Origin of the sequence: Xanthomonas prunicola (genome assembly GCF_002846205.1) — a bacterium.
Taxonomy (GTDB): domain Bacteria; phylum Pseudomonadota; class Gammaproteobacteria; order Xanthomonadales; family Xanthomonadaceae; genus Xanthomonas; species Xanthomonas prunicola.
Genome location: NZ_PHKV01000001.1, coordinates 499,197 through 526,117, shown reverse-complemented (window position 1 = coordinate 526,117; position 26,921 = coordinate 499,197). Strand labels below are relative to the sequence as shown.

Below are 26,921 nucleotides of genomic sequence, written 5' to 3'. Positions count from 1 at the left end.
CATGCCGGTAGGGCGCTCGGGTACGGGGTGTGCAGGTGGGACAGTGCGCGCGGGCGCATCTGCACTGGACGCATTCTGCTCCGGCTGTCCTACAGGCGTGTCCGGCAGGCGTGGTTGATCGACGCGTCGCATCGCGTTCCTCGTCTTGGCTGTCGCTCAATGACGATGATCGGCATGCAACGCGACTGGCGAATCCCGAGGAGCGAAGCCATCGTCATCATGACGAAGGATTGCCAGCGTGGCTGCATGCCGTTGTGCAGCGCTCAGACAGCGTTGCGGGGGCGGGCGCCTGGCAGGGGCTGCACGCGCCGAACCGCGTGGGATCGAGCACCACATGCTTGATCCGTCGGCGCTTCCAGGTGTAGCTGATGTGCACCAGACCATCGCGGGTCTGGATCACCGCCGGATAGGAGAACTCGTCTTTTTCGCTGTTTTCCAGGGTGAGTACGCGCTGCCAATGCACGCCATCGGTCGATAGCGCCACCGCAAGCGTACCGCGACCATCCCACCACTGCTTGCCGGCGATGCCGGGGTTGTAGACAAGCAGGGCGCGGCCATCGCGCAGCATCACTGCGTCGGTGCCGGAGTTGGGGTTTTCTACATCCAGCAATCGCATCGGCTGCCAATGCAGGCCGCCGTCGCTGGAGAACGTGCTGAAGAGTTTGTTCTGCTGGCTGCGGCCGAGCGCCTGCAGGCGTCCATCCGGATACAGCAGCAGGCTGGGCTGGATCGCGCCGATCACGTTTGCATCGTTGAACGGCATGCCGCGCTGCCAGTGCGCGCCGTCGTCGTCGCTCCATTCCAGGTGCGCGCGCCAGCCGCGGTCTTCGCTACTGCTTGGCGCCAGGATGCGGCCGTTGGGTAACTGCACCGGTTTGTTCTTGATCGGCCCGAGAATGCCGTCGGGCAAGCGCTGCGGTGGCGACCAGTGCGCGCCATCATCCGTGGAGACGCTGCGTAGCCCCCACCATTGGCGCGGATTGGGTCCGAGCTTGTAGTACAGCTGCACCGGCCCGGTGGCCGATTGAAACAACACCGGATTCCATGCCGGCACCGCAGCGCCATCGGTTCCCGCATGTGCGCCATCGGCGATGCGACGCGGTATCTGCCACTGTTGTGAGCCGCGCTGACTCAGCCAGATACCGACATCGGCCGCACCCTCGTGCGCGCCGCCGAACCAGGCGGCCAGCAGGTGACCGTCGCGCGTTTCCAGCAGCGTTGACGCGTGTGCTTGAGGTGTCGGGGCCGGGTCGGCGATGAACTCGCTGAGCACGATCGGCGAGACCGGCAATTCAGGCGATTGCGCCTGTGCAGCAAACGCACCCAGGCTCGCAACAAGGCTTGCAACGAGGTGGCTCAGCAGGCGTGGCGGAAGCATCGTGGTCCAGTCCTGTGCGGGCGGTAAAAAGACCTATTTATTATCTATGAAATACTAGGTGCCCTGTCCGTCGAGGCGGCTTGGTCGAACTGCATTGCCCGACGCAAGGCGGTGCGGCTGCTTGCTTCCCGGTTGTACGGGCTGGCCTGCACCAGCCTGACCCCGGCGACTGGTGCGCACGGCCATCGCCAAGCGCGCTGCCTAGGGACGGCCTTCACTGCAGCAGATTGCTCAGCAGCATTGCGCCCGCGTGCACGATCGCACTGATGCCGCTACGCGCACCGAAGAGTGGCAACGCGAGGAGCGAGTGACGCGCACGCCCGCCGCTATCGGGATGGCACAGGGGCGGTGGTGTGGTGGCTGTCGGCGCGGCGCTGCGGGGAAACAACCGCGATGAGTTGTTAGCGCCGATTGGCCGGCACGACGCAGACCGCGTGCATCCGTTCACTCAGGAGTGCATTGATGGCTTTCCCAACCACAGTCGATCCGCAGATCACCGATGCCGTCACGCAGACCAACGTCAAGATCATTGGCCAAGCGCCAGCGTTTGCGATGAGTTCGATTTACCAGAGCGTGGCCCATTCGGGCGGCATCCTGTTCCAGAATGCGCTCTCTGCACAGCAGCAGCAAAATACCTTGGCGCAGGCGGCCACCAATCAGGGCGTGATGCAGACCTACGGTGTCGATACGCGCACTTGCGCGGCAGATGTCGAGAACGTTGTGCAAGGCGGTGCCGCAGACAATCCGAATAGTCTGCTCACCGTGCTCAAGTCGTTCGACACTGCGAAGTAACTGCCTGTGGCGACAGCGTCACGGCTGTCGCCACGCGCGCTAGCGCTGACGCCTCGCTCAGGCGGCGTTGTCGTCGCGCGCTTGCGGCGGCAGCAGCGTCTGTGGCTTCTTGGCCGCTTCGGTCTGGCACAGGAACGTCATCAGGTGTGCGGCCTCGGCACTGCCCATGGGCTTGCTGTGGATGTGCTCTGCAAAGGCGTGTTGGGTGTGCTCCGGACCTGCGGGGACGGACTCTTGTGCAACGGTAGACGACGACATGCAACGCTCCTGGAACCTGCAATCAAGCCGTCTACGTTGCAAGCAAGCGCATCCGTAACGGAGTCAGCCGGTGATATTGCCTGGAATCTGTGCCGTCCGATACCTCGGCGGTATGCGGGCGGTGCAGCGGCACCGGACGTTCTGATAACGGCGGCTGCGGCCAGGTCTAAAGCGCCATCGGGAGAAATCTGCTCCGGCGGTTATTTTGGATTGCGGCAATAGGGCCGAAGGCGATGGGGCGTCTTGCAACAACGCGGCGGTTCAAGGGCCGGATCGCAGTGCTTGCGCTTCGTGGCGCAGTGCCAGCTCCGCTGGGCCATCCATGCGGCGTCTTGCATCTTGCCGATCTGGCATGGAGGCACCCAACGGCCGGCTTTATCTGGGATAAATCGCACCACGCGTGGCCGGGCCGGCGAGTTCGTTTACGGAATCGCGTATTCGTCGCAGCAAGATCGGACGCAGAGGACAGGCGCACCATCGCCGCTTCGCACCGGTTGGAGTTTGCTCATGCGTGTCCAGCGTTCCACTGCACAGCATCTTGTCACACGCAATTGTGCGGCCGTTGAAACGCCGCCTGCAGCGGAATCGCCGCAAGATCGACAGGGTTGGCCACTGGGGTTGAACGTGCTGCAGCCGCGGCCGCTGCCCAGACGCACACACCGCGATGAGAGCGAGCGACGAGCGCACCACGGAGATGCCAATGCCCGAGTTGCCGAAGCGGAGACCGCCTATGACGTCTTCGTGGTCGCCAAGTACGTGGCCGACCCCTTGCACGGAACCGCGGACAAAACGGCCGAATTGATCAACGACATTCCCCGCCGCGGTGAACCCGAGCACTCCGCCGAAGCCGGGGAGTCAGCGCATCCGCCCGCGCACCCACCGGCCGAGCATGCAGCGGCACCGGATGGCCACCACCTGCCACACCCACCGCAGCCCGCACAGCCGCACGCTGCCCATGCCCCGCTTGCGCCGACGCCGGAGGGACACCAAGCGCCGCACGCCGGCGCCGGGCATCCGGCGGATCCGCAAGCGGTTGGGCATGCAGCGAAGGAAGGCATCCTGCACGCCCTCGCCGAGGAAGGCGCCCCGGCAGGCGCATTCGATCTGGCGATGAGCCTGGGCATCAGTGGCGCGATGCTGCCGCTGTCGAGTCTTGCGGTCTATGCCGCGTACAAGGAAACCCGTGAAGTTGCCGAGCAGCGCACGCACTTGCGGCAGCGTGAACGCCGCTTGCGTTCGGAGCGAGCGGCATTACAACCTGCATTGGACACGGGAGCGTCGGCAGACGCTGCAAATGCGCACGCGCATGCACTGGGCGAGGCGATCGAGACCAACGCCTACCTGCAGCGGCGAAATGCGCGGGACGGTGCCATTGCTGCGACCTCCATGGCCTCGGCCGGGGTGATCTTCACCAAGGCGGCGAGCGAACTCGGCATCCAGGGCGGACTGGCAATCGCCAGCAAGAGCGCAAATGCGGCGGGCCTGGTCGGCCACAGCGCCGCTGCCGCAGGTGCGGCTTCTGCGGCGGGCATCGCCGGCACCTTCGTGCTCGCGCCGTTGGCAAGCGTGGCGGCCACCGCGTTGGGGGGCACCTTCCTGCACCAGTCGCGTCGGGAAAGGACGCGTGTTGCCGTGGATGTCGGCAGGGTCGAGCGCTTCCTGCAAGACCTCGAAGCTAGCGAACTCAGTCCTGGCGCACAGCGCTACCAGCACTTTGTGAGCACCAAGTTGAGCAAGTACGACCGCTTCTCGCAGAGTTTCAATCAGTGGAACAAGCGCTTTGTTGTGGGTGGAATCACCTACACCGCCAGTACGTTGACCAAAGTCGGTGTCAGCGCGGCCGTCGTTGCCGGCGCCACGGTGGCTGCACCGGTGGGCACCGGCCTGATCATCGGCGCAGGTCTGCTCGGTGCGGCAACGATGGGGGTCGGCAGCCATCAGTTCCTGTTGGCACACGGCAAGCAGAAGCGCTATCGCAGGTACGAGACCGAGGACATGCCCGGCGTCGATCGCGCGCTACTGGCGGTGGCGGATCTATTGCCTGCACGCGAAGCGGAGAGTGCCGCAGCCCAGGAAGCGCCCGACCCCGCCGACCGTTTGCAGCCAACAGCGGTGGACGTTGCACTGACGCCAGTGGCGGAGGACGCAGCGGGGAGCAGTGAAGACGATATCGTTGTTGAAGCTGATCCCGACCTGGAGCCGAAGCATCGCCAAGGCGTCTGTGCCGCACGCGATGCTCAACCGGCAATGCCGGGACTGGCCGCTTCGACTGCCGACAGGTCGAGCGCAAGAGAAGCAGATAACGCTGCTCCCCAACATGGTTTCGAGTTGCGGAGCGCGCTTTACGCCTGCATCGACGGGCAGGAAAAGGCGTTGGACGCGTTTTTGCAGAGCGGTGCCGACGACCTGCAGAAATTACATCCGGCCAAGCCGCGCTCGACAGATCAGAGCAAGGGCTCGGGTCGAGCGGCACATGCGGCGCCGTTGAGTCGGCGCGTCAATGCAGCCCTGCGCGCGGCAGCGAACTATGGGCGCGCGGTACTGACCGGTAAGCCGCAGGAGGCTCGAGGCAAGGCGATGCGCAGTCATGCCAAGCACAGCGCGGTGCTGACCGAAACCGCGCTTGCGCAGTGGCTGCAAACGCCTGGCTCGGTGAAGTCACAGATCGCCTACATGCAATGCTGCCTAGAGCTGCAGAAGAAGTATCTCGACGCCAAGCTCAGCGCGCAGGCGGACCTTCCGCAGCCCGACGTGCACGATGATCAGGGGGCTCATGTCGAAACGCCGATTGCGACCGTCGATCGGGCGCCGGAACGTCTGCTGACGCAATTGCACCAAGCGCGCACGCGCGACGACACTCAGCGGCGAGCCGTCAGCCTGATGCTCCAGGAATTGGAGATGGCCGCGGAGGAGCTGGCAGCCCCCGATGTGCGAAGCCAGGCGCGCGCATCCGCCAGGATGCCCGGTTTGCAGCAGCGCCTGATCCGGTTGCTGACCTCGAATGCGATCGTGCCGCAAGAAGGCATTGCAGGTTTCGCCCGGTTCTGTATGAAACAGGCCCGGCAGCACACGACCCATATGCGCGGCACGCTGCTGGCGACCGAGGTTCAGGCAGCACGCATCCGCGAGCACGCTGCGGCCGCAGCCCCTGCGTCCACGACCTGATGGCGGCTGTGCGAGCGAGCACCAGTGTGCAGCAGCCGCCTTGTGAGACTCACTCCTTCGGCTTGAGCCACACCTGCTGCTTCAGGCCGCGCACGCTCGGGGTGGCGACATCGTCCAGGTCGAACACCACCACGGTGTTCTCGCCCTTGCGCTGGAACGGCGCGGGGAAATACAGCGCGGTCTGCGGGCCGATGTTCCAGTGGCGGCCGAGGTTGACGCCGTTGGCCCAGGCAACGCCTTTGCCGAAGGCGTGCATGTCCAGGTAGGTGTCGGTGGGCGTGCCGATACGCAGGGTGCCGCGATGGAAAGCCGGGCCCTGCACGGCCTTGCGGGTCCAGCCGCGGATGCTGTCGGGCGCGCGCATCGGCAGCGGGAAGGCCTGCCAGCCGGTGAGTCGCTGGTTGTCCAGCAATACCGGGTCGACCAAGCCGGCGCGGCCGTCAGCCATGCGCGGGCCGTAGTTGATGCGGCCGCTGTTTTCGACCAAGACATCCAGGGTGTGCTGACCTGCAGGAATATCCACATCGAGGGACACCTGCTGCAAACGCCGTTCAACGCTGCCGACCGGTTTTTGATCCACGTACACCCGGGCCACATCGCGCACGTCGCCCAGATACAGCGGGCCCTTGCGCGGGCCGGTGACGGTGGTGCGGTAGAGGATGTAGCCGTAATCCTGGCCGAACCGCTCCATCGGCTGCGGGGTGTCGATGGCGATCGGCGCGGGCAGGTTGTCCCAGAGCGAGGCCGATTCGCGCAACGGCGTGTCTGGCAGCGTGGTGGTCGCGATCGGCGCCGGTAATGCAGGCGGCTGCACGCCGGTGACGCGGGCGATGGCATCGCGCATCAACGCGAACTTGGGTGTGGGGCGGCCGGCTTCGTCGAGGATGGCGTCGTAATCGTAGCTGGTGGTTTGCGGTGCGTAGTGATCGCTGGGAGTGTTCTGGAAATTGGCGCCATTCATGAAGCCGAAACTGGTGCCGCCGATGAACATGTAGAGATTGGCGGAGTGGCCCTGGCGCAGGATCCACTCGAACTCTTCGGCCTGTTGTTTGGCATCGGTGGCGGCATGCGGCTTGCCCCAATGGTCGAACCAGCCGGCCCAGTATTCGCCGACCATACGTGGTTGCTCGGGGCGGAACTTGATCAGTTTGTCGAATGCGCTCTTGGCTTCGCCGGGGGCGAAATTCACCACCGCCAAGGTGTCGGGCAAGGTGCCGTTGGCGAGCATGTCGGCGCCATCGGAGGTGAACAGCAAGGCCTTGTCGAAGCCGGCCTTGACGTACATGGCCCGGTTGTCGGCCATGTAGGCATGGTCGTCGGCGTAGGAGCCGTATTCGTTCTCCACCTGCACGGCGATGATGGGCCCGCCGTTGTGGTTGAGCAGCGGCTGCACCTGTTTGGCCACCGCATCCAGATACGCCTGGCTGGCGGCGAGAAAGCGCGGGTCGCGGCTGCGCACGCGGATGTTGTCCTTGCCGAACAACCAGGCCGGATACCCGCCGGCTTCCCACTCGGCGCAGGCGTAAGGGCCCGGCCGCAGGATCACGTTGAGCCCTTGCGCGGCGGCTTCGCGCACGAACGCGGCCACATCGTTGTTACCGGAAAAATCGAACTGGCCTTGTTGCGGTTCGACCAGGTTCCAGAACACGTAGGTTTCTACCGTGTTCAAGCCCAGCGCACGTGCTTTTTGCAGGCGGTCTTTCCAGTAAGCGCGCGGAATGCGCTGGAAATGGATGGCGCCGGAAAGCAGTTGATAGGGCTTGCCATCGCGCACGAATTGCGTGCCCTGCGTGCCGACGCTCGGCCAGCGTTCGGTGTCTGCGGCTGCAGCGGCGACGGGAAGTGCGAACGCAAGGGCCAGGACGAGCGGTGCAAGGGTGGTGCGCAGCATTGACGATTCTCGGCGGTAACGAATGACGGGTGATGGCGGCGGATGAGGCTTTGGGTGGATCGGCGTTGATGTGTTCCCTCATCCACCCTTAGAGCCCCTCCTCCCGCTTGCGGGAGAAGGGGAGTGAGCAAGAACTGCGTGCGTGAGACGCAGTGGCAAGGCCCGTCTGCTGGCGGCGCAAGGCGCAAGGTTCGTGCTTGCGCGGGGCCGGATTGCCTCGGCTATGCGTTCGCTAGGCGAACGACGGTGGCAGGTCCTGCTTGTTCGCGCCGAACGCCGGATTGGGCTTGGCACCCATCTCGAACTCCAGCGTGCCGCCTGCGGCAAGATCGGCATGACGCAGCCAGGCGCGGTTGGTCGGTGTACCGTTCCACTTCAGCGACTGTACGTAAACGTTTTGCGCACTGTTGTTGTTGGCGACGATGCGCAGCGTGCGGCCGTTGCCCACATCCAGGGTGGCGCGCTTGAACAGCGGGCTGCCCACGATGTAGTTGCCGCTGACCGGGTCGACCGCATACAAACCCAGTGCACTGAGCACGAACCACGCGCTCATCTGCCCGCAGTCTTCGTTGCCGGACAGGCCGTTACGTGCGTCGTGATATTGCGCGCGCAGCAGGTGGCGCACCATCGACTGGGTCTTGTAGGGCTGGCCGGCGTAAGCGAACAGATACGCCACATGGTGGCTGGGCTCGTTGCCGTGCGCGTACTGACCGACCATGCCGTCGATATCCGGCGGTGCATCGGCGGGCAGTTCGGAACTGGTGGAAAACAGCTCGTCCAACTTGGCGACGAAACCGTCGCGGCCACCGTACAAGTCCATGTACCCATACAGATCATGCTGGTTGAGGAAGGTGGCCTGCCAGGCGTTGGATTCGGTGAAATCGCGCCACTTGGCGATGTGCCCCATACCGCGCGGATCGAACGGTTTGGCCCAACTGCCGTCGGCGAGCCGCGCCTGCACGAAGCCGCTGTCGCGATTGAACACGTTGCGGTAGTTGCGCGAGCGTTCGCGCAATGCGCGCGCATCGGCGCTGGCGCCTGCGGCTTGCGCCAGATGTGCGCAGGCCCAATCGTCGTAGGCGTATTCGAGCGTGCGGCTGACCGCCTCGTCCACCTTGTCGGCGGGGATGTAACCGAGCTTGCGGTACTCGCCCAGGCCATGCGTGGTGTCGTCCATCGCACGTTTGCGATAGGCCGGCCACGCGGCTTTGTAGTCGATGCCGGTGAAGCCCTTGGCGTGCGCCTCGGCCAGGACCACGGCCGAGTGGTAGCCGATCATGCAGCCGGTCTCCACGCCCTGCAGCGGCCAGATGCCCACGCCGTCCGGGCATTCGTTGGCGCCGCGCACCAGACATTGCACCAGATCCGGCACACGCTCGGGTTGCACCAACGTCAGCAAGGGATGCAATGCGCGGTAGGTGTCCCACAGCGAGTAGGTGCTGTAGTTGTGATAGCCGCTGGGCGCGGTGTGGATCTTCAAATCCATGCCGCGATAGCGGCCATCCACGTCGGAGAACAGCGTGGGCGCCAGCAGGCTGTGATACAGACCGGTGTAGAAGATGCGCCGTTGCGCATCGTCATCGCTGTCGATGCGCACGCGGGCCAGTTCTTTTTCCCAGGCGGCGACGGCTTGTGCATGCACGCGCGCGAAGTCGAAGTCCGGCAATTCGGCGTCGAGGTTGGCCAGCGCGTTGTCGGCGCTGACGGCCGAGATACCGACCTTGATCAACAGCGGGGCGTCGGAGGCATCCGGGTAATGCAGCACGGCCTTGAGGTGGGTCCCGTCGATACTGCGCGTGCCGGCGGCCAGCGGTTGGTCTTGGTTGTACAACTGCACGTGTTTGAAGGGGCGCGACAGGCGCATGGCGAAATAGATGTAACGCCCTTGCGCCCATTGATACACGCGGCGTCCGCCGGTGAGCGTGCGTTCGTCGACCACGCGCAACTGCGCGTCGCTGACGCGGGTGGGAATGCCCGGTTTGTCCTGCATGCCGTGGCAGAGATCCAGCAGTACGTGCGCCGGTTTACCCTTGGGGAAGTGATAGCGGTGCAGGCCTGCGCGTGCGGTGGCGGTGAGTTCGGCGTGCACGCCGCTGTCCTTGAGGCGCACGCGGTAGTAACCGGGCGATGCAGCTTCGTCGGCATGGTCGTAGCGCGAGCGGTAGCCGGCATCCGGGTTGTCGAGCGGGCCTGGGACCAGTTTGACCTCGCCGGTGGCGGGCACCAGCAGGAAGTCCAACATGTCGCCGATGCCGGTGCCGGACAGATGCGTGTGCGAAAAGCCCATGATCGAGCCGTCGGACTCGTGGTATCCCGAGCACGAATCCCACACCGCGTTGTAGGTGTCCGGGCTGAGCTGCACCATGCCGAACGGCAGCGTGGCTCCGGGGAAGGTGTGGCCATGGCCGCCGGTACCGATGAACACATCCACATGTCGGGTGAGATCGGCGCGGGTGCGTGCATCGGCCGGGAGTGCGTAATTGCCGGCGCGCGCGCGCGCCAGGCCGGGCAGGCCGACGCCGCCGAACAGTGCTGCGGCGATGGCGCCTTGGAGAAAACCGCGTCGTGTTGCCATGTGTGTGGTCTCGGAAAACGTGGGCCGATGCGTAGTGCCCTCATCCGCCCTGCGGGCACCTTCTCCCGCACGCGGGACAAGGAAGGAATCAGGCGTTTCTCAGAGCAATCAAGCGCTGCGCGCGGTGTTCAAGCGCTACGCAGCAGCTGGGGTTTACGGTCATGCAGGTCGATGATCAGTTCGCCGAACAAGGTATTGGCCCAGGCGAACCAGTCGCGGGTGAAGGTGCTTGGGTTGTCCTTGTCGAAGGCTTCGTGCATGAAACCGGTGCCGGCATGCGTGGTTTTCAACCACTGCAGGCATTGGCGCAGTTGGGCGTCGTCGTCGCTGACCAGTGCGTATTGAATGATCGACATCGGCCAGATCGTGCCCATGCCGCTATGCGGGCTGCCCACGCCTTCGGCCGCTGTGCCGCGCGAGAAATACGGGTTGCGCTCGCTCCAGGCCAGCTGGCGGGTGCGCAGGAACACCGGGTCGGTGCGATCGCAGCAGCCCAGATAGGCCAGGCTGAGCAGGCCGGGCGCGTTGGCGTCATCGATAAACAACTGGTTGCCGAAGCCGTCCACTTCGAACGCCCAATAGGCCTGTCCGTCGGCATCGCGCTGCTGGCCGAACTGACGTGTGGCGGTTTCCACTTCATCGGCCAGCGCCGTGCATTCGGCGGCGAAGGCGGCGTCGCGATGCAAGGCCGTGCTCATCGCGGCCAGCTGCCGTAGCGAGGCGACCGCAAACAAATTGGCCGGCACGAACAACGGGAAGACGCAGGCGTCGTCGGAGGGGCGGAACATCGAGTGGATCATGCCGTTGGGTTTGGTCGGCTGGCCGTAGCCTTCCAGCACCAGCGTTTCGGTGGCCAGCGGCGAGGGCCGCTGGAACACGTACGGGCCACGGTTGTCCTTGCGCTGCTGCTCGCGGAAGGTCTTGACCACAACGTGCATCGCCGCGCGCCAGTCGTCGTCGAACGGTGCGGCATCGCCGGTGGCGCGCCAGTATTCGTGCGCGATGCGGATGGGGTAGCACAGCGAATCCACTTCCCACTTGCGCTCGCCCACGCCGGGCTTCATTTCGGTGATGTCGTTGAGCGACCACTTCAGGCGTTGGGTCTGGCCATCTGGCAGGAAGGCGTTGGCATACGGGTCGAGCCGGATGCACGCGGCCTGGCGCTGGATCAGGCCATGGAACATGCGACGCAACGCGGGGTCGTGCTTGGCCAGCGGGACGTACGGGTGCACCTGTGCGGACGAATCGCGCAGCCACATCGCGTGGATGTCGCCGGTGATGACGAAGGTGTCCGGTTTACCGTTGCGGGTGCCGGTTTCCACGGTGGTGTCGAGCGTGTTTGGGTAGCAGTTCTCGAACAGCCAGGCCAGTTCGGGGTCGGCGATGCGCGATCTGATCTGCGCGATCTGTTGCTCGACTGCTTTGCTGACAAAGCGGCGCTGCGCCTTGGGCGGGCGCTTGCTGACGAAGGCGCCGGCCACGCTGGATGGGCTGGCGGTGGGCGCGGCCGCAAAAGCGGGCAGGGCACTGGCGAGCAGGCCGGCGCCGGCACTGGCGCCCAGCAGCTGAAGGATGTCGCGGCGGGTGTGCATGACCTGGAACTCCTTGGATTCGGCAACAGGCCTGCACCACAAATGCCGCTCCAGCCGCCGCGTCACTCGCTGGCTACTGATGAGACCTATGCATGACCAATTTCCGATGACCATACAACGTGTGCGCCGAATGTGCATAGTGCGTTCGCACAATCCGGCGCCGTATGCCTGTGCGATTGCGCTACACACTGCGTCATTGGTGCCATCGGCCTCGAACCGCGCTAGACCCAGCGTGCCCTTGTCACTCCAGCGCGGCGGCAATGGCAGTGCCCCGACATCAGCCCACCGCGTGCCCCCGCCACTGTGCTGGCCCCGCGCAGTGGCCATCGTCGTGCGCATGGCCGAACAATGCGTCGAGCAGCCGCCGCGCCGGGCTCCATTCGCCGATCGCCGGATGGATCAGCATGGCCTTGCAGGCGTCCAGGTGGCTGCCGCTGAGGGCCGCGTCGATGGCTGCGTGCTCGTAGGCCTTGACCGTGCGCACCAGCCCCTGCACGGCGCTTGGCAGCGGCGCGGCCGGGATCGGCACGATGCGGTCGCGGTCGATGTCTGCGGCAATTTCCACGATGTCGTCGTCGGCCAGCTCGGCCATCGCGCCCTGGTTGCGCACGTTGACCACATGCCGGGCGGGGCGGGCACCGGTCAGCGCGCTCATCACATCCACTGCGATGCGGTGATAGCCGGTGCTGGCGCGGAACGGGTCGGGCTGTGGTGCCAGGTCGGACGCGAACGCCGAGCCGGCCTCGGCTTCCAGCTTCATGTACGAGCCGGAGCGCTGCGCCAGGTAGGCGGCGTAGGTTTGCACCGCGCCGGTGGTGTCGCCGGCATCCAGGCGGCTGCGAAGGTCGCCGATGAGCGTGCGGTTGAGCCGCTCGATCTCGCCCCCACGGCTCGCGCCGCTGGCGCGCTGGTTCTCCAGGGCGCGACGACGCTCGTAGAAGAAATACAGGTATTCGGTGGGGATCAGCCGCAGCGCCCGCAGCATGTCGAAGTCGAACAACGGCGCCAGGTACAGCTGGCGCAGGATGGCGTCGTCGGCAAGCACGCGGTCGAGGATGTCTTCGCCACGCAGGCGCACTGCGCGGATCCAGCCCAGATGATTGAGCCCGACGTATTCGCATTCCACATCGGCGGCTGGCTCGCCGAGTGCGCGCGCGATGTTGTGGAATAGCTCCACCGGCGTATCGCAAATACCGACCACGCGCGCGCGGGTATGCGCGCTGATGGCCTGGGTGATCAGACCGGCGGGGTTGGTGAAGCTCACCAGCCAGGCGTCCGGGCTCAGGCGTTCGATCATGCGCGCCTGTTCGATCGCCACCGGGACCGTGCGCAGCGCCTTGGCGACACCGCCGGGGCCGGTGGTTTCCTGGCCGGAATAGCCGTGGGCAATGATGGTGTGCTCGTCGGAGGCACGCTGCGCAATGCCGCCGACGCGGATGCTGTTGAGCACGAAATGCGCGCCTTCGATCGCCGCTTCCAGCGAGGGCGCCGCATGCACCTGCAACGCACCGCCGGCCTCGGCCACGATGGCGCGGCCCATCGCCACCATCAGCGCCAACCGCTCCTGGTCCGGGTCGTACAGCACGATCTCGCGCGCGCCCAGCGCTTCGGCGGCTTCGTTGACGCCGTACACCACCAACGGCGTGCGGACGCCGCCGCCGCCGATCAGGGTGAGCTTGCGATTGTCGACAGAACTGCTCATGAAATGTCCTCGTGTGTGGGGGGGGATAAAAGAAACAGGCCGTCGAGCGCCCCGAGCGCGCTGCAGCAGGCCGCGCCCGCATGGCAGCCGTGTTGTGCGCTCTCGTCCAGCGACAGGCCGCGTCGTTGGGCGGCGATAAAGCCGGCATCGAAGGCATCGCCAGCGCCGGTGGTGTCGCGCACCGGCACGATGGGTGCGGCGACCCGGCGCGCGCCGTCGGCATCGATGACCATCGCGCCGGCAGCGCCGCGCTTGATCACCGTCTGGCGCAGGCCGAGCGCGCGGGCCCATGCCAAGCAGGCATCTGCGTCATCGCCGCAGCCCATCAGCGCGGCTTCCTTCTGGTTAGGCAAAAACCAGGTCACCGCGCGGCAGGTGGCGTGATTGGCGGTATCGGTCAGCCATGCCGGGCTGAAGCCGACATCCAGCGAGGTGCTGCAGCCGGCACGCGCCAGCAGCGGCAGGAGGGTCTGCGCCACTGCAGCAGGCAGCGGCAAGGCGAAGTGCACGTGGGTGGCCGCAGACATCGCAGCGATGGAGTCATCGCGCAGTAGAAGCGTACTCAGGTCGGCATTGGCGCCGTGATACGTGAAGAACGATCGGTCGTCCTGTCGCGATACGCTGGTGGTGACGCCGGTGCCGGCCGGCGAGTCGATCAGGCCATCGGCGGACACACCAAACGCGCTCAGGCGCTGCGCGAACACCTCACGGTCCTGCGCACCGATCGCACCGAGCACGCGCATGCGACAGCCCAGCCGTGCGAGCGCACAGGCGGTGATGAGTGTGCCGCCGCCGAGTTCGCGCCTGTAATGGCGCGCAAGCGCTTCTTCGCCGGGTGCCGGCCAACGCTCGAAGCCGCTGAAGATATGGTCGAGATAGACCTCACCAACCACCATGAGGTGCTTGGTGCTCATTGCAGCTGGAACGGCCATGCGCGCTCCCTCCGTGCCTGGATCAAATACAACGCACTGCCCACGCACAGCGCCAGTACCGCAGCCAGTACGCGGTGGCCGGGGCTGGTGGCAAGCAGGTAGAACCAGCCGGCTACGCTGATCAACAGCGGCCAGGGGTAGAGCGGCATCGAAAACGCACGGCGTCGCCGCTTGCGTCGCAACAGCACCACTGCCAGGCATTGCGCCAGAAACTGGAACAGGATCTGGATGATCATCAAGGTGGCGATCAGATCATCCAGCGACAGCAGGCAGGCCAGCACCGACGTTGCACCGACGAATAGCAGCGACACGGTAGGAAAGCCGCCACGCGGATGCAGCCGTGCAAACACGCCGAAGAATTGCCCGGCCGCTGCGGCCGCATACGGCACCCGCGAATACCCCAGCAACACCACCAGCGCCGAACCCCAGCTCGCCAGCACGATCAACGCCACCGCCACGGTGCTGCCGGCGGGCCCGTAAATGGTCTGCATGAAGTCGGCCATCACCGCCTTGGAGTGCGCCGCCTGCTGCCAGGGCAGCACGCCGAGCAAGGTGACGTTGAGGCCCAGATACAGCAGCGCCACGATCGGGATCGAGACCAGCACTGCACGTGGAATGTTGCGGCGTGGCTTGCGGATCTCGCCACCCAGCATGCACACGTTGTTGTAGCCGCCGTAATCGTAGACGGCGATCAATGCCACCGCGCCGAAGCCTAGCCAGAACCCATGCGGTGAGGCCGGGCGCGCACGCATGAAATCGCCCGCAATGCCCATATCGAAATGCAGCACGCCGCTGCCGATGATCCACACGCAGGCACCTATCACCACCGCACTGACCAGCAGCGACAGCAGCTGCACCGAGCGCACCTTGCGATACAGCAGCAGCGTGTTGAAGGCGCACAACGCCATTGCCATGGTGGTGAGCTGGGCGTGGCCCAGGCCGGGCAGCAAGAACGCCAGATATTGCACGCAGCCCACCGCCGCCGAGCCCACCGACAGCGGTGCGGTCAGCAGTGTTTGCCACAGGTACAAAAACCCGAATAGGCGCCCCCAGCGCTCGCGGCCGTACGCTTCGCGCAGGTAGTGGTACGGCCCGCCCGAGCGCGGAATCGCAGCGCCGAGTTCGGCCCACACCAGCCCATCGCACAAGCACAAGAACGCGCCGGCCACCCAGCCGATCAAGACCGATGGCCCGGCTAACGCCGATAGCGCCAATGGGATGGTGATGAACGGGCCGATGCCGATCATGTTGAGCAGATTGGCCGACAGCGCGCTCCAGAAACCCAGCGTGCGCGGCGGAGCGGCGGCAGCTGCGGTGGACGATGGCAGCACCACCGAGGGGCTCAGCATGCGCTGTACGCCACATGCGTGTTGCTTGCTGCAGCGGTCGCGCCATGTGCAGCGCGTAAGTTGTCGGCGGAGTGGATTGCAGTGGCTTGCAGCTGATGCAGGTCCAGCACCAACACCGCGTTGTTGCCTTTGCGCAACCACGCGCCAGGGCAGAACAGACACTGCTGCGGCCCGATGTTCCAGTAGCGGCCCAACAAACGCCCGTTGACCCATAGATAGCCTTTGTGCCAATGGCGCATGTCCAGGTACACGTCGCCGACCGTTTGCAGTGCGATATCGGCGGCGAAGAACAGGCCGGGACGCGTGGCTGGTTCCTGCATTGGGCGCAGTGTGGGCGCGCTGTCGCCATCCAGTGCGATGCCGTGTACCTGCCAGCCGCGCAGCTCACGGCCATCCAGTTGCACCGGGCCGAGCAAGCCCTTGGCATCGCCGAGTGCCGGACCGAAATTGATGTGGCCGAAGCTGTCGACCAGCACGTCGAGTAGGCGGTCCTTGGCAGCGGCATTCGGCAGGGCGAGTTGCGCGGCACTGTTGAGACGCGCGTGCCGCATGCGCGAGACGTGACCGATCTCGCAGCCATCCAGGTGCACTGCGGCGTAGTCGTGCACCCGGCCAAGATCCAGTTGCGTGCCGGCGGCAATGCGGCGCCGGTAAATCACCAGTCCCAGATTCTGCGTGAGCAAGCTCTGGTTGTCGGTAGGTCGACCGGTGTGCACTGGCTGATCGCCCAGGTTGTCCCATAGCGACGCAACGGGCTGTGCAATCACCGCATCGAAGCGGGTGCGCGCCGGCGCCGCCGGAATTGCTGGCAGCGGGCCGCTACCGTGTTGGGCAATGAGGGTGCGCAGTGCCATGTAGGCCGGCGTGGCGCGGCCACCTTCGTCGATCGGTGCGCTGTAGTCGTAGCTGGTGAGCACCGGCTGGAATTGCGAACCGTCGTCTTCGGCATTGGCGCCAGCGCTCAGCCCGAAATTGCTGCCGCCATGCACCACATACAGATTGAACGAGTAGCCAGCCGCCATCAGTTGCTGCAGCATCGGTGCGTAGTCGCGGCGTGCCACATCGGCATCGCCCCAATGCGTCAACCAGCCTGGATAGCCTTCGGCGACCCACACCGGAGCATCGCCTGCGATGGTCTTTGCCTCCTGCAAGTCGGGCAGCTCTGCACCATCCAGACCCAGCGCCGCACCGGGCAGATAGGCTTTGCGTCGGCGCAGATCCTTCATGCCTTCTGCGAGCGAAAACGGGCCGTTGATGCCATGCGCACGCCATAACGCCGCCAGCGTTTGCAGATAGCCCACGTCGCTGCCGTACATGCTGTATTCGTTTTCGATCTGCAGCATCAGCACCGGCCCGCCGGCATCGACCATCAGCGGCGCGATGCGCGGCGCCACGGCGGCGATATAGCGCTGCACCGCGGCCATGTAACGCGCATCGCTCGCGTCGCGCAGCCGTAGGCCTGGTTCGCGCAGCAGATACGGCGGCAATCCGCCCAGCGTCCATTCCGCGCACACGTAAGGGCCGGGGCGCAGATACACCCACATGCCTTCCTGCTGGCAGAGTTTGATGAAGGCGACAAAGTCGCGCTCGCCGGTCGCAAAATCGAACTGCCCCGGCTCACGCTCGTAGGCATTCCACATTAGGTACAGCGCAATGGTGTTCAAGCCCATCGCCTTCGCCATACGGATGCGCTGCAGCCAATCCGCACGGGCAATGCGCAGCGGATGCATCTCGCCACTGCGCAGTTGCCACGGCTGCCGGTCCAGGACGAACTGTCCGCGTTCGAACCCAAACGCATGTGGGCGGCCATCCGGCAACGGCGCACGCAGCGACGACCGCACCGCCGGCGCGGCCGCCAGACCGAGCGGTGCGAACAGGCCGAACATGCACAGGCTCCTGCGTTTCATCGTCTCTCCAGCCAGGGAAGAACTGCTGCGCCGTCCCGCAGCGCGCCACGCTACGAAGCGTCGCCAAGCACGTGGCACAGCGCGGTGCGGCCCACTGCTAGAACGCGTACTTGACCGTGAACAGCGCAGTGCTACCCGCATCGACGATGTCGGAGATCGCCAGATTGCGGCGGCCCACATGCGCCCAGTAGCTGTATTCCTTGGTCAGGTTGGAGATCGACAGATCCATGCTCACACCATTGTCGAAGCGGTAGCCGGTGTGCAGATCCACGCGCCGTGTGGGGCGTGCCCACAGGTCGTTCCACGGCGCGCCTTCGTGCAGGAAGTCGTAGCCCAGCAGATACGAACTGCTGAAGTGGTAGCTCAGGTTCAACGAGAACCCGTTGTGTTCGTAGAACACCTCCAGATTGGCCATGGCTGCCGGCGCCGATTGCATATGTTCGTTGTCGAAGCCGTCCAGGCCCAGGTCGGCGCGTGCATGTTGGCGGGTGGCGTTGGCGCTCACGCCCAGGCCGTCGAACGGGGCGGGCAGGTCCTGGAATTTTTGCCGAGCGCTGATTTCCACGCCGTAGATCGTGCCATCGCCGCCATTGGTGGGCATGTGATACAGCACGGTGCCGCTGCCGGTGGTGGTGCCGTTGGCCTGCGCGGAGCCAGCGTCGTAGATGTAGTTACGCAACTGCTTGTAGAAGCCGGCCAGCGAGAAAAAACCGCCGCGTTCGGTCGACCATTCGCCGGACAGATCCAGGTTGGTGGATTCGATCGGCTTCAGATCCGGGTTGCCCTGAGTGATGGTGGTGACGCCATTGGAGATGTCGATCTGGCTGCCACCACCCAACTGCACGAATGCCGGCCGTGTGTAGCTGGTCCATAGCGAGGCGCGGTACGCAGTGCGCAGATCCGGCCGCCAGGTCAGGAACACGCTGGGCAATGGCTCGTTGTAGGAGGTGTGGTTGTGGTCGAAGTAGCCCACGGTCTGGTTGCCATCGGCATCTACCGGCGTGACCCAGAAGGTGTTGTCGATGCCGGTGTGCTCGAAGCGCACGCCCGGCACAATGTCCAGATTGCCGACGGTAAAGGTGGCGGTGGCGTACGCCGCACTCACCGCCTCGGTGCCGCGCATGGTGTTGCAGTTGAAGTTGTTGACGTAGAACGCGCTGCCGCAGGTGTCCAGATCGTCGTCGGTGAGGTGCTGCGCGATCACGCCGGCCACGGCCGCTTCGCTCACGCGCGGGGTGTTCCAGGGGTATTTGCCGGGAAAGATCGACCCATAGGTGCCAGTGAAGATGCCCAACTCGCCCAGTGTGGTGGTGCCGTCCACGCCGCCGGTGTACCAGTCGCGATTGGTATAGAGGCGTCTGCTCTTGTTGTACTTCACGCCGAACTGCACCGAGCGCAGCGCACCGTCAGCAAAGTCGTAACGGGTATCGAAGCGGGCGCCGCCACGCTTCTGCCCGGAGAAAATCCTGGTCTGCTCGCCGTAGCTGCTGGCAAATAGCGAGGGGATGTCGTTGACCTGCGCCAGCAACGCAGGTGTGAGCTGCGGGTATGGGAATGCGCCGCCGCCGTAGCGCACCAGCGTGTTGCCGGAGTAGGCGTAGTTGTCTTGGGTGAACTTGTCTTCGCGCCCGTCGATTTCAACATGGTCGGGGCGGTCGTTGTTCCCGAAGCTGTAGAACACGTTGGGCATGAACGTCCAGCCGCCCACGGTCTTTTTCGCACCGAGCTGGAAGGTCGCCAGGTCGGCAACTTCCGGATTGGTTTCGTACCAGAAGCGCGAGGCGATGCGGCCGATGTTGGGTGTAGACACGCCAGGTGTGCTGGTCGGCAGGTAGCTCACATCCTGCGGCAGCAACTGCACGAAGGTGGTGCCCTGGTCGGTCTTGGCATAGGCGTAGGTCATGCGCGCGTACAGCGACAGACTGTCATCCACGTGCCAATCGAACGATGCATTGCCGCCGTAGCGGCGCTCCCAGCCGGCAGCAATTCCCACATTCATGCCAGTGCTGGTGAGGTTGTGTTGCGGATCGAAGCCGGCTGCATTGCCGCCGTTGGCGTCGGTGTTCAAGTATTCCCACGAGCCATCGTTGAGCGCGCTGGTGGCCGCGGCCACTTCACTGTTGGTGGTGGTGCGGTAGTCGTAGTACGCGCTGGCATACACGCCGAACTGCTGCGCATCGCCGAATTTGTGCTGGAATTCGCCGCCAAATCCACCGCCCAGTCCATCGCCGCCGTAGTCGCGCGCGCGGCTTTCCACCCGCCCGCTGCCGGTGACGCTGCCACTGGTGGTGTCCTTGAAGTCGTAGGCGGTGGGGGTGCGGAAATCCAGCGTGCCGCCGATCGCATCGCCGTCCATGTCGGCGGTGGAGGTCTTGTTGGCGACGATGGTCTGCAGGCCCGTGGGCGGCAACAGGCTCAGTTGCACGCTGCGGCTGTACGGCATGCCCTGCGCCACGGTGACGCCGTCGATCATGTTGACGTTGTATTCGGAAGGCAGCCCGCGTACCGAGGCAAACATGCCTTCGCCACGCGCTGCACCGTCGATGCCGCCAAAGTAGCCCGAGCCGGTGCTGGTGATGTTGATGCCGGCGATCAGGCCCAGCGCTTCGGCCACGTTGTGTACGGCAGTGCGTTGCAGATCGTTGGCCGACAGTACGTCGACCGTGTTGGCGGCATTGATCTTCAGGTCGCTGGCGTCGTAGCGGTTGCTCACCACGCTGACCGCCTTCATTTGCTTGACCTCTTCCAGCGCAATCGCCACGGATGCGGTACCGGTCTCGCCGACCTGGATGCTGGTTTCCGCTGCGCTGAAGCCGGGGTAGTCCAGGTTCAATGCGTATTGCCCTGCAGGCACGTCACGGATGATGAAATGCCCGCGCGCATCGGCCACTGCGCTGTAGGCAGTACCTGCAATACGCACCTTCGCATTCGCTGCCGGTTTGCCGCTGCTGCCTTCCTTGAGATCGCCTTCCACCGTGCCGGCCATGGCGGCCGCTGCCGATGCGATGCCGGTGACGGTCAGGATTGCCACGATCCACTGCTTGCCACTCGAACGCTCACGCTTTTCCATGTGCCACCTCGCCAGATGCTGGGCAACGTTGCCGATGGCAACGCCCTCCGATGCCTTTGCTCTTGGGCAGACGGTCTGCACGACGATGCACATGCACGGCGTGACGCAGCACGCCGTCAAGGCATGTGTGTGTCGCCGCATGGGATGCATGTCGCGCGTCTGCCAGCTGGGACAGCTGTTGCAGGCGTCAGTGGCAGGGCGGGGAATAGCCGGCGATGCACTTGGAGCGCGATCGCATGGCGCTCAATTTGTAGTGCTTGGTCATGCCGTCTGCACCGGCGCAACGAGCGCGCGCATGGGCGCATGGCGAGGCAACGCGAGGGCGGCAACACGTAAGCGCTGGTCGATACGACGATGCTGCATACAACCATCTCCCGGTGCGCGTGTTGCGTGGAAACGCTGTTGCTGTCGATCAGTTGCCGACGATGCCGATGACAGGTGTCGCCGGCTGCAGGTAGTGATAGACCGCGTTGTTGCGACTGTCAAGCAGGTGTGAAGTGTGTGCTCAGATCGTCGTGTTGGCTGCGCATTGACGACGAATGCAGCGTTGCAGCGTGTGCATGGCAGTGATCTGCGATGCGGCGCAACAATCGCTACGCGTCAATGCAACAGGCGCCGGCTGAGACAGCCGACGCCTGTTGCGTGTCCTGCAGTAATACGCATTACTTGGGCAACGGCGAGCGCCCCTGGATCGAGAACGTCGCTGCATTGCCCGCTGCGCCGGTGCCCGGCTGCCCGCCGCCGACAAACAGCGTGTAGTCGCCAGCTTCCACCGCGCGCTGCCCACTGCGATCCACATCGCTCAGGGCGCGCGCATCCAGGCTGAAGGTCAACGTGCGTTGCTCGCCCGCTGCAAGACGCACGCGCTGAAAACCGACCAGGCTGCGCAGTGGCGATTGCGGGCGATCCGGGTATTGCAGATACACCTGCGCCACTTCGTCGCCAGCCCGCGCGCCGGTGTTGCGCACCGTGGTGGTCACCTGCAATGTGCTGCCGGCCTGCACCGTGGTGCTGGACAGCTGCGGCGCGTCGTAGGCAAAGCGGGTGTAGCTCAGGCCATAGCCGAAGGGAAACAGCGGCTCACCCTTGAAGTAGCGGTAGGTGCGGCCCTTCATGTCGTAACTGACGTAGGCCGGCAGATCCTTGGTGGAGCGATAGAACGTCACCGGCAGGCGACCGCCGGGATTGTCGTCGCCGGCCAGCATGCGCGCGATCGCGGTGCCGCCGGACTGGCCCGGGTACCACGCGGCCACGATCGCATCGGCATGCGTCTTGGCCCAGTTCAACGCCACTGCGCTGCCGCTCATCAGCACCACCACCAGCGGTTTGCCCGAGGCCTTGGCGCGCTCGAGCAGCGCTTGCTGCGGGGCGGGCAGGGCGATGTCGTTGCGGTCGCCGCCATCGAAGCCCGGCACATCGATACGCAACTCTTCGCCTTCCACATCCGGCGATAGACCGACGAAGGCGACCACTGCATCTGCCTGCGCGACGGCCTGCTCGGCTTCGGCCAGTTGCGCTCCGGCAGGAGCCAGCCATTCCAGACGCACGCCCTGGTCCTGGCCGCGGTGCTCCATTTCCAGGCGAATCTTGCGCGGGCGGGTATCGTCGAAATGCAGCACGGTTTCCACGCTGCGGCCGTCGGCGTTGTGCATGCCTGCCGGCACGTTTTTGTCTTCGGCGTTGCCGGCAACCACCAGCTTGTCGTCGATATACAGGCGCACCGGATCGTGCCCGGTGCAATCGAAGCACCGCGCAACGCGCACCGCCAGGGTGTACTCGCCAGCGCTCGGCGGTAGCAATTCGCCGCTCCAGCGCACCGCATAACGGTCGGCAGGGACACCCTTTGCCGGAGCGACCTGATCCCAATTGAAGCTCACTGCGCGGTCCTGCCGCACCACGCGTGCAGCGCCGGTCATGTCGACGTTGTCGAAATATTCGCCACGCAGCCCGGGCTTGCCATCGCTGCGCAACGCCGTTTCCGGAATCATGCCCGGCACGCCAGTGGCCAAGGGTGCGCCTTGCGCATAACTGACCTGTTGCGCACCGAAGCGCTGGCGCAGACCCAGCAGCGGCGTCACCGGCGCGGAGGAGGTGCCTTGGTAGTTGGCTTCCAACGCGGCCAGCGCGTCGGCGTTCGGGCCGATCACCGCCAGCCGCGCGCCGGCGTTGAGCGGCAACGTGTTGGCATCGTTCTTCAGCAGCACGATCGACTCGGCAGCCGCCTGCAAGGCCAGCGCACGGTGCGCCGCGGTGTCCACGTCCTTCGCGCCGAGCCGTGCGTACGGATCCTTGCGCGGTGCTTCCAGCTCGCCCAGGCGATAGCGTGCGGCAAACAGGCGCACCAGCGATTGGTCCAGCAAGGCTTCGTCCACTTCGCCGCGCTCGATCGCCGTGCCGAGTTCGCGATAGGCATGCCCGCAATTGAGATCGTGCCCGGCTTTGAGCGCTGCGGCCGACGAACCGGCGTTGTCGGGGCGGAAATAATGGAACTGGGTCATGTCGTCCACCGCATCGCAGTCGGACACCACAAAGCCCTTGAAGCCCCAGTCGCCACGCACACGGCCGTTGAGCAGCCAGTCGGCTGCACACGCCGGCGTGCCATGCAGCGAGTTGTACGCACACATCACCGAGCCGGCCTGTCCTTCGACGATGGCGGCACGGAAGGCCGGCGTATAGGTCGCTTCCACATCGTGCGGCGACACATCCACATCGAAGCCATGCCGGCCCGGCTCGGGGCCGCTGTGCACCGCGATGTGCTTGGGCGTGGCGATTGTGCGTGGATGATTGAGATCCTCGCCCTGCAGGCCGCGGATAAAGCCCACCGCCATTTGCCCGGTGAGAAACGGATCTTCGCCGTAGGTTTCCATGCCACGGCCCCAGCGCGGGTCGCGGAAGATGTTGATGTTGGGCGACCAGATGGTGAGACCGGCGTAGCGCTTATGGTCCTTGCCTGGACCACCAGCCTGGTTGAACTTGGCGCGCGCTTCGGTGGACACCACCGTGCCCACTTGCTGCATCAGGCTGGTATTCCAGCTGGCCGCCAGGCCAATCGACTGCGGAAACACCGTGGCGTAGCCGTTGCGCGCGATGCCGTGCAGGCCTTCGCTCCACCACTCATAGGCGGGGATGCCCAGGCGCGGAATCGCCGGCGCATCGTTCATGGCCTGCGCCACTTTTTCTTCGCGGCTCATTTGCGCCACCAGGGCGGCGGCCCGCTGTTCGGGCGATCCGCTTCGTTCGGCGGGGGCGGCAAGGGCGAGGCACGGCAGCGTCAGGCTAAGGCCTACTGCCATGGCAAGGCGCGATACAAACACGGACGACATGGATTCACTCCTGGGCAGCGGCCAAGGCCGCTAGGGATTGTTCTGGTAGTGCCGCAGTGGCTGCTGCGAGGTGGAGGATTGGCGTGGCGGTGTCATGCGCGCCATTGAATGGGGCTGGTGCTGTGACGGGCCCTCATCCGGCCCTGCGGCGCACCTTCTCCCGCCAGCGGAGAAGGATACTCACTGCCGAAGAAGGGCGTTCTTGGCGGGAACACCGAATCCTTCTCCCGCTCCGCGGGAGAAGGTGCCCGAAGGGCGGATGAGGGGCCGTCCTGCTCTTCATTTCGCAGCCGCTGCCTCCTGCGGCTCAGGCGGAGCACCAGCCAGCGTGGCGGCCAGATCGCGCACCTGCAGCGTGGATTGCAACTGCGCCAGCGCCACCTTGCTGCTCACATGCACGGTCAGCGGCTCACCCGGTAGCAGGTCGAAGGCGTTGTCAGACAGCGTGGCATCCACATCGCCGAACGATAGCCACACCTCGCGTGCCAGCGTGTTGCTGGTCAGTGTGAGCGCGTAGCCATCGCCATCGGCGCGCCACTGGCTATCGATCTTTGCGGCCGGCAACGCCAGCTGCTTGGCCGGCGCGAAGAACACCACCTCGCGCGAGAGCAGCTTCTCGCCATCGAACAACTCGAACACTGCGTAGCTGCGTTTCGGATCGGCACGGCCCAGCAGTTGCTTGTCGCTGAAGTTGCCCACCTGCAGGCTGCTGAGCGGTTTGACGGTGGCCTTTTCCTCGCGCTTGCTCAGCAACTTGCCGTCCATGCCCATCACCCGCATGCGCCAGCGGGCCGCCAGCGGCGTGGTGCGGTCGGACACCAGCGAGACCGCGGTCTGGCCCTTGTCGTTACGCAATGCGGCAATCAGCTCCGGCGCATAGAAGCGGCGTGCGTGGTAATGCAGCGCCTTCCAGCGGCCGTAGTAGTCCACGCTGGACCACGACGCACCCGGCCATACATCGTTGAGCTGCCAGTACAGCGAGCCCATCGATTGCGGACGCGAGGCGCGCAGATGAGAGGCTGCGATGTTGATGCCCTCGGCCTGCATCAGTTGACTCAGGTAGACGAAGCTTTCGAAGTCCTTGGGCTCGCCAAACTCGCGGCGGATGTACAGCATCAGCCGCTTGTTGCCGTTGCCCTTGTCGAACTTCTGATGCACGCGCATCACCGGCGATTCCGGATCCATGTCGCCGGGCTCGGCGAATGCACGTACGGTGCGCATGTCCGGGAACGACTGCAGCCCGTACTCGGACATGAAACGCGGGGTGACGTTGAGGTATTCGGTCACCGGCAGCGCGGGGCCGCCCCAGACCTTCCAGTAGTGCATGTCGCCATCGTTGGTCTGGTCGGCGGCGCCATCGAAGTCGGTACCGGGCGAGGTGGCCCAGTACGGCACGTCGCTGTCGTAAGTGGCCACCACTTCGCGGAACACGGTGCCGAACAAGGTGGTCATGCCGCGTTCGATGCGGGCGCGTTCTTCCGGGTCCACTGACTGCTTGAACTTGACCCGGTCGCCCCAGTTTTCCCAGCCGGTCTGCACTTCGTTGTTGCCGCACCACAGAACAATACTGGGGTGGTCGCGCAGCCGCTTGACCTGCTCGATCGCTTCCTGCCGGGTGTTCTCGCGGAACTCCACCTCGTACGGCGGCACCGCGCCACCGAACATGAAGTCCTGCCAGATCATGATGCCCAGCTCGTCGGCCACGTCGTAGAAATAGTCGTCCTGGTAATGGCCGCCGCCCCACATGCGCAGCATGTTCATGTTGGCATCGCGCGCATCCTGCAAGGTGCTGCGCATGCGGTCGTGCGTCACGCGTGCAGGGAAGGCATCCAGCGGAATGAGATTGGCTCCCTTGGCGAAGATCGGGATGCCGTTGATCACGATCTCCATGCTCTTGCCGAACTTGTCTTTTTCGCGGCGCAGTTCCACCGAACGCAGGCCAGTGACACGCTTGATCTGCTGGCTGTCGCCATCGGCGTCGCGCACGCTGGCCACGAAGGTGTAGCGGTCCTGCGCGCCATAACCGGCCGGAAACCAGCGCTTGGGATTGGCGATGCGCACGGCCAGGTCGATGCGGTTCTGGCCGGGATCGACCACCGCGTCCTGGGTGAACTGGCCGACGTTTTGCCCATCCGGGCCCAGCACATCCAACGTCACCTGCACCGGCCCGCTGCGGCCGGCCTGCAATTCCAATTGCGCCTGCACTTGCGCACTCTGTGCATCCACACGTTGCTGAGCGATATGCAGCCCCTCCACACGCACGGCGTCCCACGCTTCCAGGCGCACATCCTTCCAGATGCCGGCATTGACCATGCGCGGGCCCCAGTCCCAGCCGAAGTTGTATGGCGCCTTGCGCACATAGGTGGAGCTGTGCCGTGCCTCGGGTTCGTCGCCGAAGGCCGAGTCATAGGCGCCCGGCAGCGCATATGGCTGCTTGGCAAGCCATGGCTGGATCTTCTTGATCGGCGAGTAAAGCTTGACTTCCAGCACGTTGTCGCCGCGCTTGAGCAAGGACTTCGCATCCACGCGCCACTGCCGGAACATGTTGTCGGCGCTGAGCAGTTTCTTGCCGTTGAGGGTGACCTCGGCAAAGGTATCCAGGCCGTCAAACACCAACTCGACATGCGCGCGGTTGAGCGTGGCGGCATCCACGTTGAAGTGGGTCTGGTACTGCCAATCGCTCAGTCCGGCCCACTGGATCTTGCCTTCGTTGTCGCGATAGAACGGGTCGGGCACGATCTTGGCGGCGATCAGATCGGTCTGCACCGCGCCCGGCACCTGCGCCGGCAGCCACGCGGCCGCTTTCGGATACGTCTTGGACTGCTCCTGGCCCGGGACCAGCCGCACCTGCCAGCCGCTGTCCAGCGTCACAGCCGTGGGCGGCGCTGCCCAGGCCTGCGAGATGGCGAAGGCCAGGGCAAGTCCGAGACGGGCGGGGGCGGGAACAAAACGATGACGGGACAGGGGCATGCGTAACTCTCCTAGGA

General features: G+C 65.0%; 14 protein-coding genes. 2 read left to right on the top strand and 12 right to left on the bottom strand.

Annotation, left to right across the window (positions count from 1 at the left end; translation table 11 throughout):
• Positions 1-217: 217 nt before the first annotated feature.
• The gene (locus XpruCFBP8353_RS02380; protein ID WP_101361757.1) at positions 218-1,378 is read right to left on the bottom strand and encodes a sialidase family protein; all 1,161 of its coding nucleotides are present in this window, start codon (positions 1,376-1,378) and stop codon (positions 218-220) included.
• Positions 1,379-1,840: 462 nt separating this feature from the next.
• Here XpruCFBP8353_RS02380 and XpruCFBP8353_RS02375 point away from each other — a divergent pair, with 462 nt between their 5' ends.
• Positions 1,841-2,170 (top strand): RebB family R body protein, encoded by a 330-nt coding sequence (locus tag XpruCFBP8353_RS02375; RefSeq protein ID WP_101361756.1) that lies wholly within the window; start codon positions 1,841-1,843, stop codon positions 2,168-2,170.
• Between the two features lie 57 nt (positions 2,171-2,227).
• On the opposite strand, the gene XpruCFBP8353_RS02370 is transcribed toward XpruCFBP8353_RS02375, so the two are convergent.
• Positions 2,228-2,428 (bottom strand): hypothetical protein, encoded by a 201-nt coding sequence (locus XpruCFBP8353_RS02370; RefSeq protein ID WP_101361755.1) that lies wholly within the window; start codon positions 2,426-2,428, stop codon positions 2,228-2,230.
• A 507-nt stretch (positions 2,429-2,935) separates the two neighbouring features.
• On the opposite strand from XpruCFBP8353_RS02370, the gene xopK reads away from it, so the two are divergent.
• Entirely contained in the window at positions 2,936-5,593 is a 2,658-nt protein-coding gene (xopK, locus tag XpruCFBP8353_RS02365; RefSeq protein ID WP_279327687.1) for a type III secretion system effector XopK, read from the top strand.
• A 49-nt stretch (positions 5,594-5,642) separates the two neighbouring features.
• Here the strand turns inward: xopK and XpruCFBP8353_RS02360 are convergent, their stop codons facing one another.
• The 10 genes from XpruCFBP8353_RS02360 to XpruCFBP8353_RS02315 form a co-directional block, all read right to left on the bottom strand.
• Positions 5,643-7,484 carry a glycoside hydrolase family 35 protein gene (locus tag XpruCFBP8353_RS02360; RefSeq protein WP_101361754.1) on the bottom strand — a complete coding sequence of 614 codons (1,842 nt, stop codon included), beginning with the start codon at positions 7,482-7,484 and terminating at the stop codon, positions 5,643-5,645.
• A gap of 232 nt (positions 7,485-7,716) precedes the next feature.
• Positions 7,717-10,059: a GH92 family glycosyl hydrolase gene (locus XpruCFBP8353_RS02355; RefSeq protein WP_101361753.1), complete on the bottom strand. Its 2,343-nt coding sequence runs from the start codon at positions 10,057-10,059 to the stop codon at positions 7,717-7,719.
• Positions 10,060-10,187: 128 nt separating this feature from the next.
• Positions 10,188-11,651 (bottom strand): glycoside hydrolase family 125 protein, encoded by a 1,464-nt coding sequence (locus tag XpruCFBP8353_RS02350; protein WP_101361752.1) that lies wholly within the window; start codon positions 11,649-11,651, stop codon positions 10,188-10,190.
• Positions 11,652-11,928: 277 nt separating this feature from the next.
• Positions 11,929-13,353 carry a 6-phospho-beta-glucosidase gene (locus tag XpruCFBP8353_RS02345; protein ID WP_101361751.1) on the bottom strand — a complete coding sequence of 475 codons (1,425 nt, stop codon included), beginning with the start codon at positions 13,351-13,353 and terminating at the stop codon, positions 11,929-11,931.
• Positions 13,350-14,267, bottom strand: a complete 918-nt coding sequence (locus XpruCFBP8353_RS02340; RefSeq protein WP_165786142.1) for a carbohydrate kinase family protein — start codon at positions 14,265-14,267, stop codon at positions 13,350-13,352. Before XpruCFBP8353_RS02340 ends, XpruCFBP8353_RS02345 begins: the two co-directional genes overlap by 4 nt.
• On the bottom strand, positions 14,264-15,634 hold the full coding sequence (locus tag XpruCFBP8353_RS02335; protein ID WP_101361750.1) for an APC family permease: 1,371 nt from the start codon (positions 15,632-15,634) through the stop codon (positions 14,264-14,266). The genes XpruCFBP8353_RS02340 and XpruCFBP8353_RS02335 overlap by 4 nt, the downstream gene beginning before the upstream one ends.
• Positions 15,628-17,541 carry a beta-galactosidase gene (locus XpruCFBP8353_RS02330; protein WP_101361749.1) on the bottom strand — a complete coding sequence of 638 codons (1,914 nt, stop codon included), beginning with the start codon at positions 17,539-17,541 and terminating at the stop codon, positions 15,628-15,630. Before XpruCFBP8353_RS02330 ends, XpruCFBP8353_RS02335 begins: the two co-directional genes overlap by 7 nt.
• 97 nt (positions 17,542-17,638) lie before the next feature.
• A complete protein-coding gene (locus tag XpruCFBP8353_RS02325; protein WP_101361748.1) occupies positions 17,639-20,611 on the bottom strand; it encodes a TonB-dependent receptor in 2,973 nt (990 codons plus the stop codon).
• Between the two features lie 662 nt (positions 20,612-21,273).
• Positions 21,274-23,934: a glycoside hydrolase family 3 C-terminal domain-containing protein gene (locus tag XpruCFBP8353_RS02320; protein ID WP_101361747.1), complete on the bottom strand. Its 2,661-nt coding sequence runs from the start codon at positions 23,932-23,934 to the stop codon at positions 21,274-21,276.
• Between the two features lie 279 nt (positions 23,935-24,213).
• The gene (locus XpruCFBP8353_RS02315; RefSeq protein ID WP_162300925.1) at positions 24,214-26,904 is read right to left on the bottom strand and encodes a beta-mannosidase; all 2,691 of its coding nucleotides are present in this window, start codon (positions 26,902-26,904) and stop codon (positions 24,214-24,216) included.
• Positions 26,905-26,921 lie beyond the last annotated feature (17 nt).

Bases quoted from the DNA above. Each gene is read 5' to 3' on its own strand.
- XpruCFBP8353_RS02380 (WP_101361757.1), bottom strand. From the start codon at position 1,378: ATGCTTCCGCCACGCCTGCTGAGCCACCTCGTTGCAAGCCTTGTTGCG.
- XpruCFBP8353_RS02375 (WP_101361756.1), top strand. From the start codon at position 1,841: ATGGCTTTCCCAACCACAGTCGATCCGCAGATCACCGATGCCGTCACG.
- XpruCFBP8353_RS02370 (WP_101361755.1), bottom strand. From the start codon at position 2,428: ATGTCGTCGTCTACCGTTGCACAAGAGTCCGTCCCCGCAGGTCCGGAG.
- xopK (WP_279327687.1), top strand. From the start codon at position 2,936: ATGCGTGTCCAGCGTTCCACTGCACAGCATCTTGTCACACGCAATTGT.
- XpruCFBP8353_RS02360 (WP_101361754.1), bottom strand. From the start codon at position 7,484: ATGCTGCGCACCACCCTTGCACCGCTCGTCCTGGCCCTTGCGTTCGCA.
- XpruCFBP8353_RS02355 (WP_101361753.1), bottom strand. From the start codon at position 10,059: ATGGCAACACGACGCGGTTTTCTCCAAGGCGCCATCGCCGCAGCACTG.
- XpruCFBP8353_RS02350 (WP_101361752.1), bottom strand. From the start codon at position 11,651: ATGCACACCCGCCGCGACATCCTTCAGCTGCTGGGCGCCAGTGCCGGC.
- XpruCFBP8353_RS02345 (WP_101361751.1), bottom strand. From the start codon at position 13,353: ATGAGCAGTTCTGTCGACAATCGCAAGCTCACCCTGATCGGCGGCGGC.
- XpruCFBP8353_RS02340 (WP_165786142.1), bottom strand. From the start codon at position 14,267: ATGAGCACCAAGCACCTCATGGTGGTTGGTGAGGTCTATCTCGACCAT.
- XpruCFBP8353_RS02335 (WP_101361750.1), bottom strand. From the start codon at position 15,634: ATGCTGAGCCCCTCGGTGGTGCTGCCATCGTCCACCGCAGCTGCCGCC.
- XpruCFBP8353_RS02330 (WP_101361749.1), bottom strand. From the start codon at position 17,541: ATGAAACGCAGGAGCCTGTGCATGTTCGGCCTGTTCGCACCGCTCGGT.
- XpruCFBP8353_RS02325 (WP_101361748.1), bottom strand. From the start codon at position 20,611: ATGGAAAAGCGTGAGCGTTCGAGTGGCAAGCAGTGGATCGTGGCAATC.
- XpruCFBP8353_RS02320 (WP_101361747.1), bottom strand. From the start codon at position 23,934: ATGTCGTCCGTGTTTGTATCGCGCCTTGCCATGGCAGTAGGCCTTAGC.
- XpruCFBP8353_RS02315 (WP_162300925.1), bottom strand. From the start codon at position 26,904: ATGCCCCTGTCCCGTCATCGTTTTGTTCCCGCCCCCGCCCGTCTCGGA.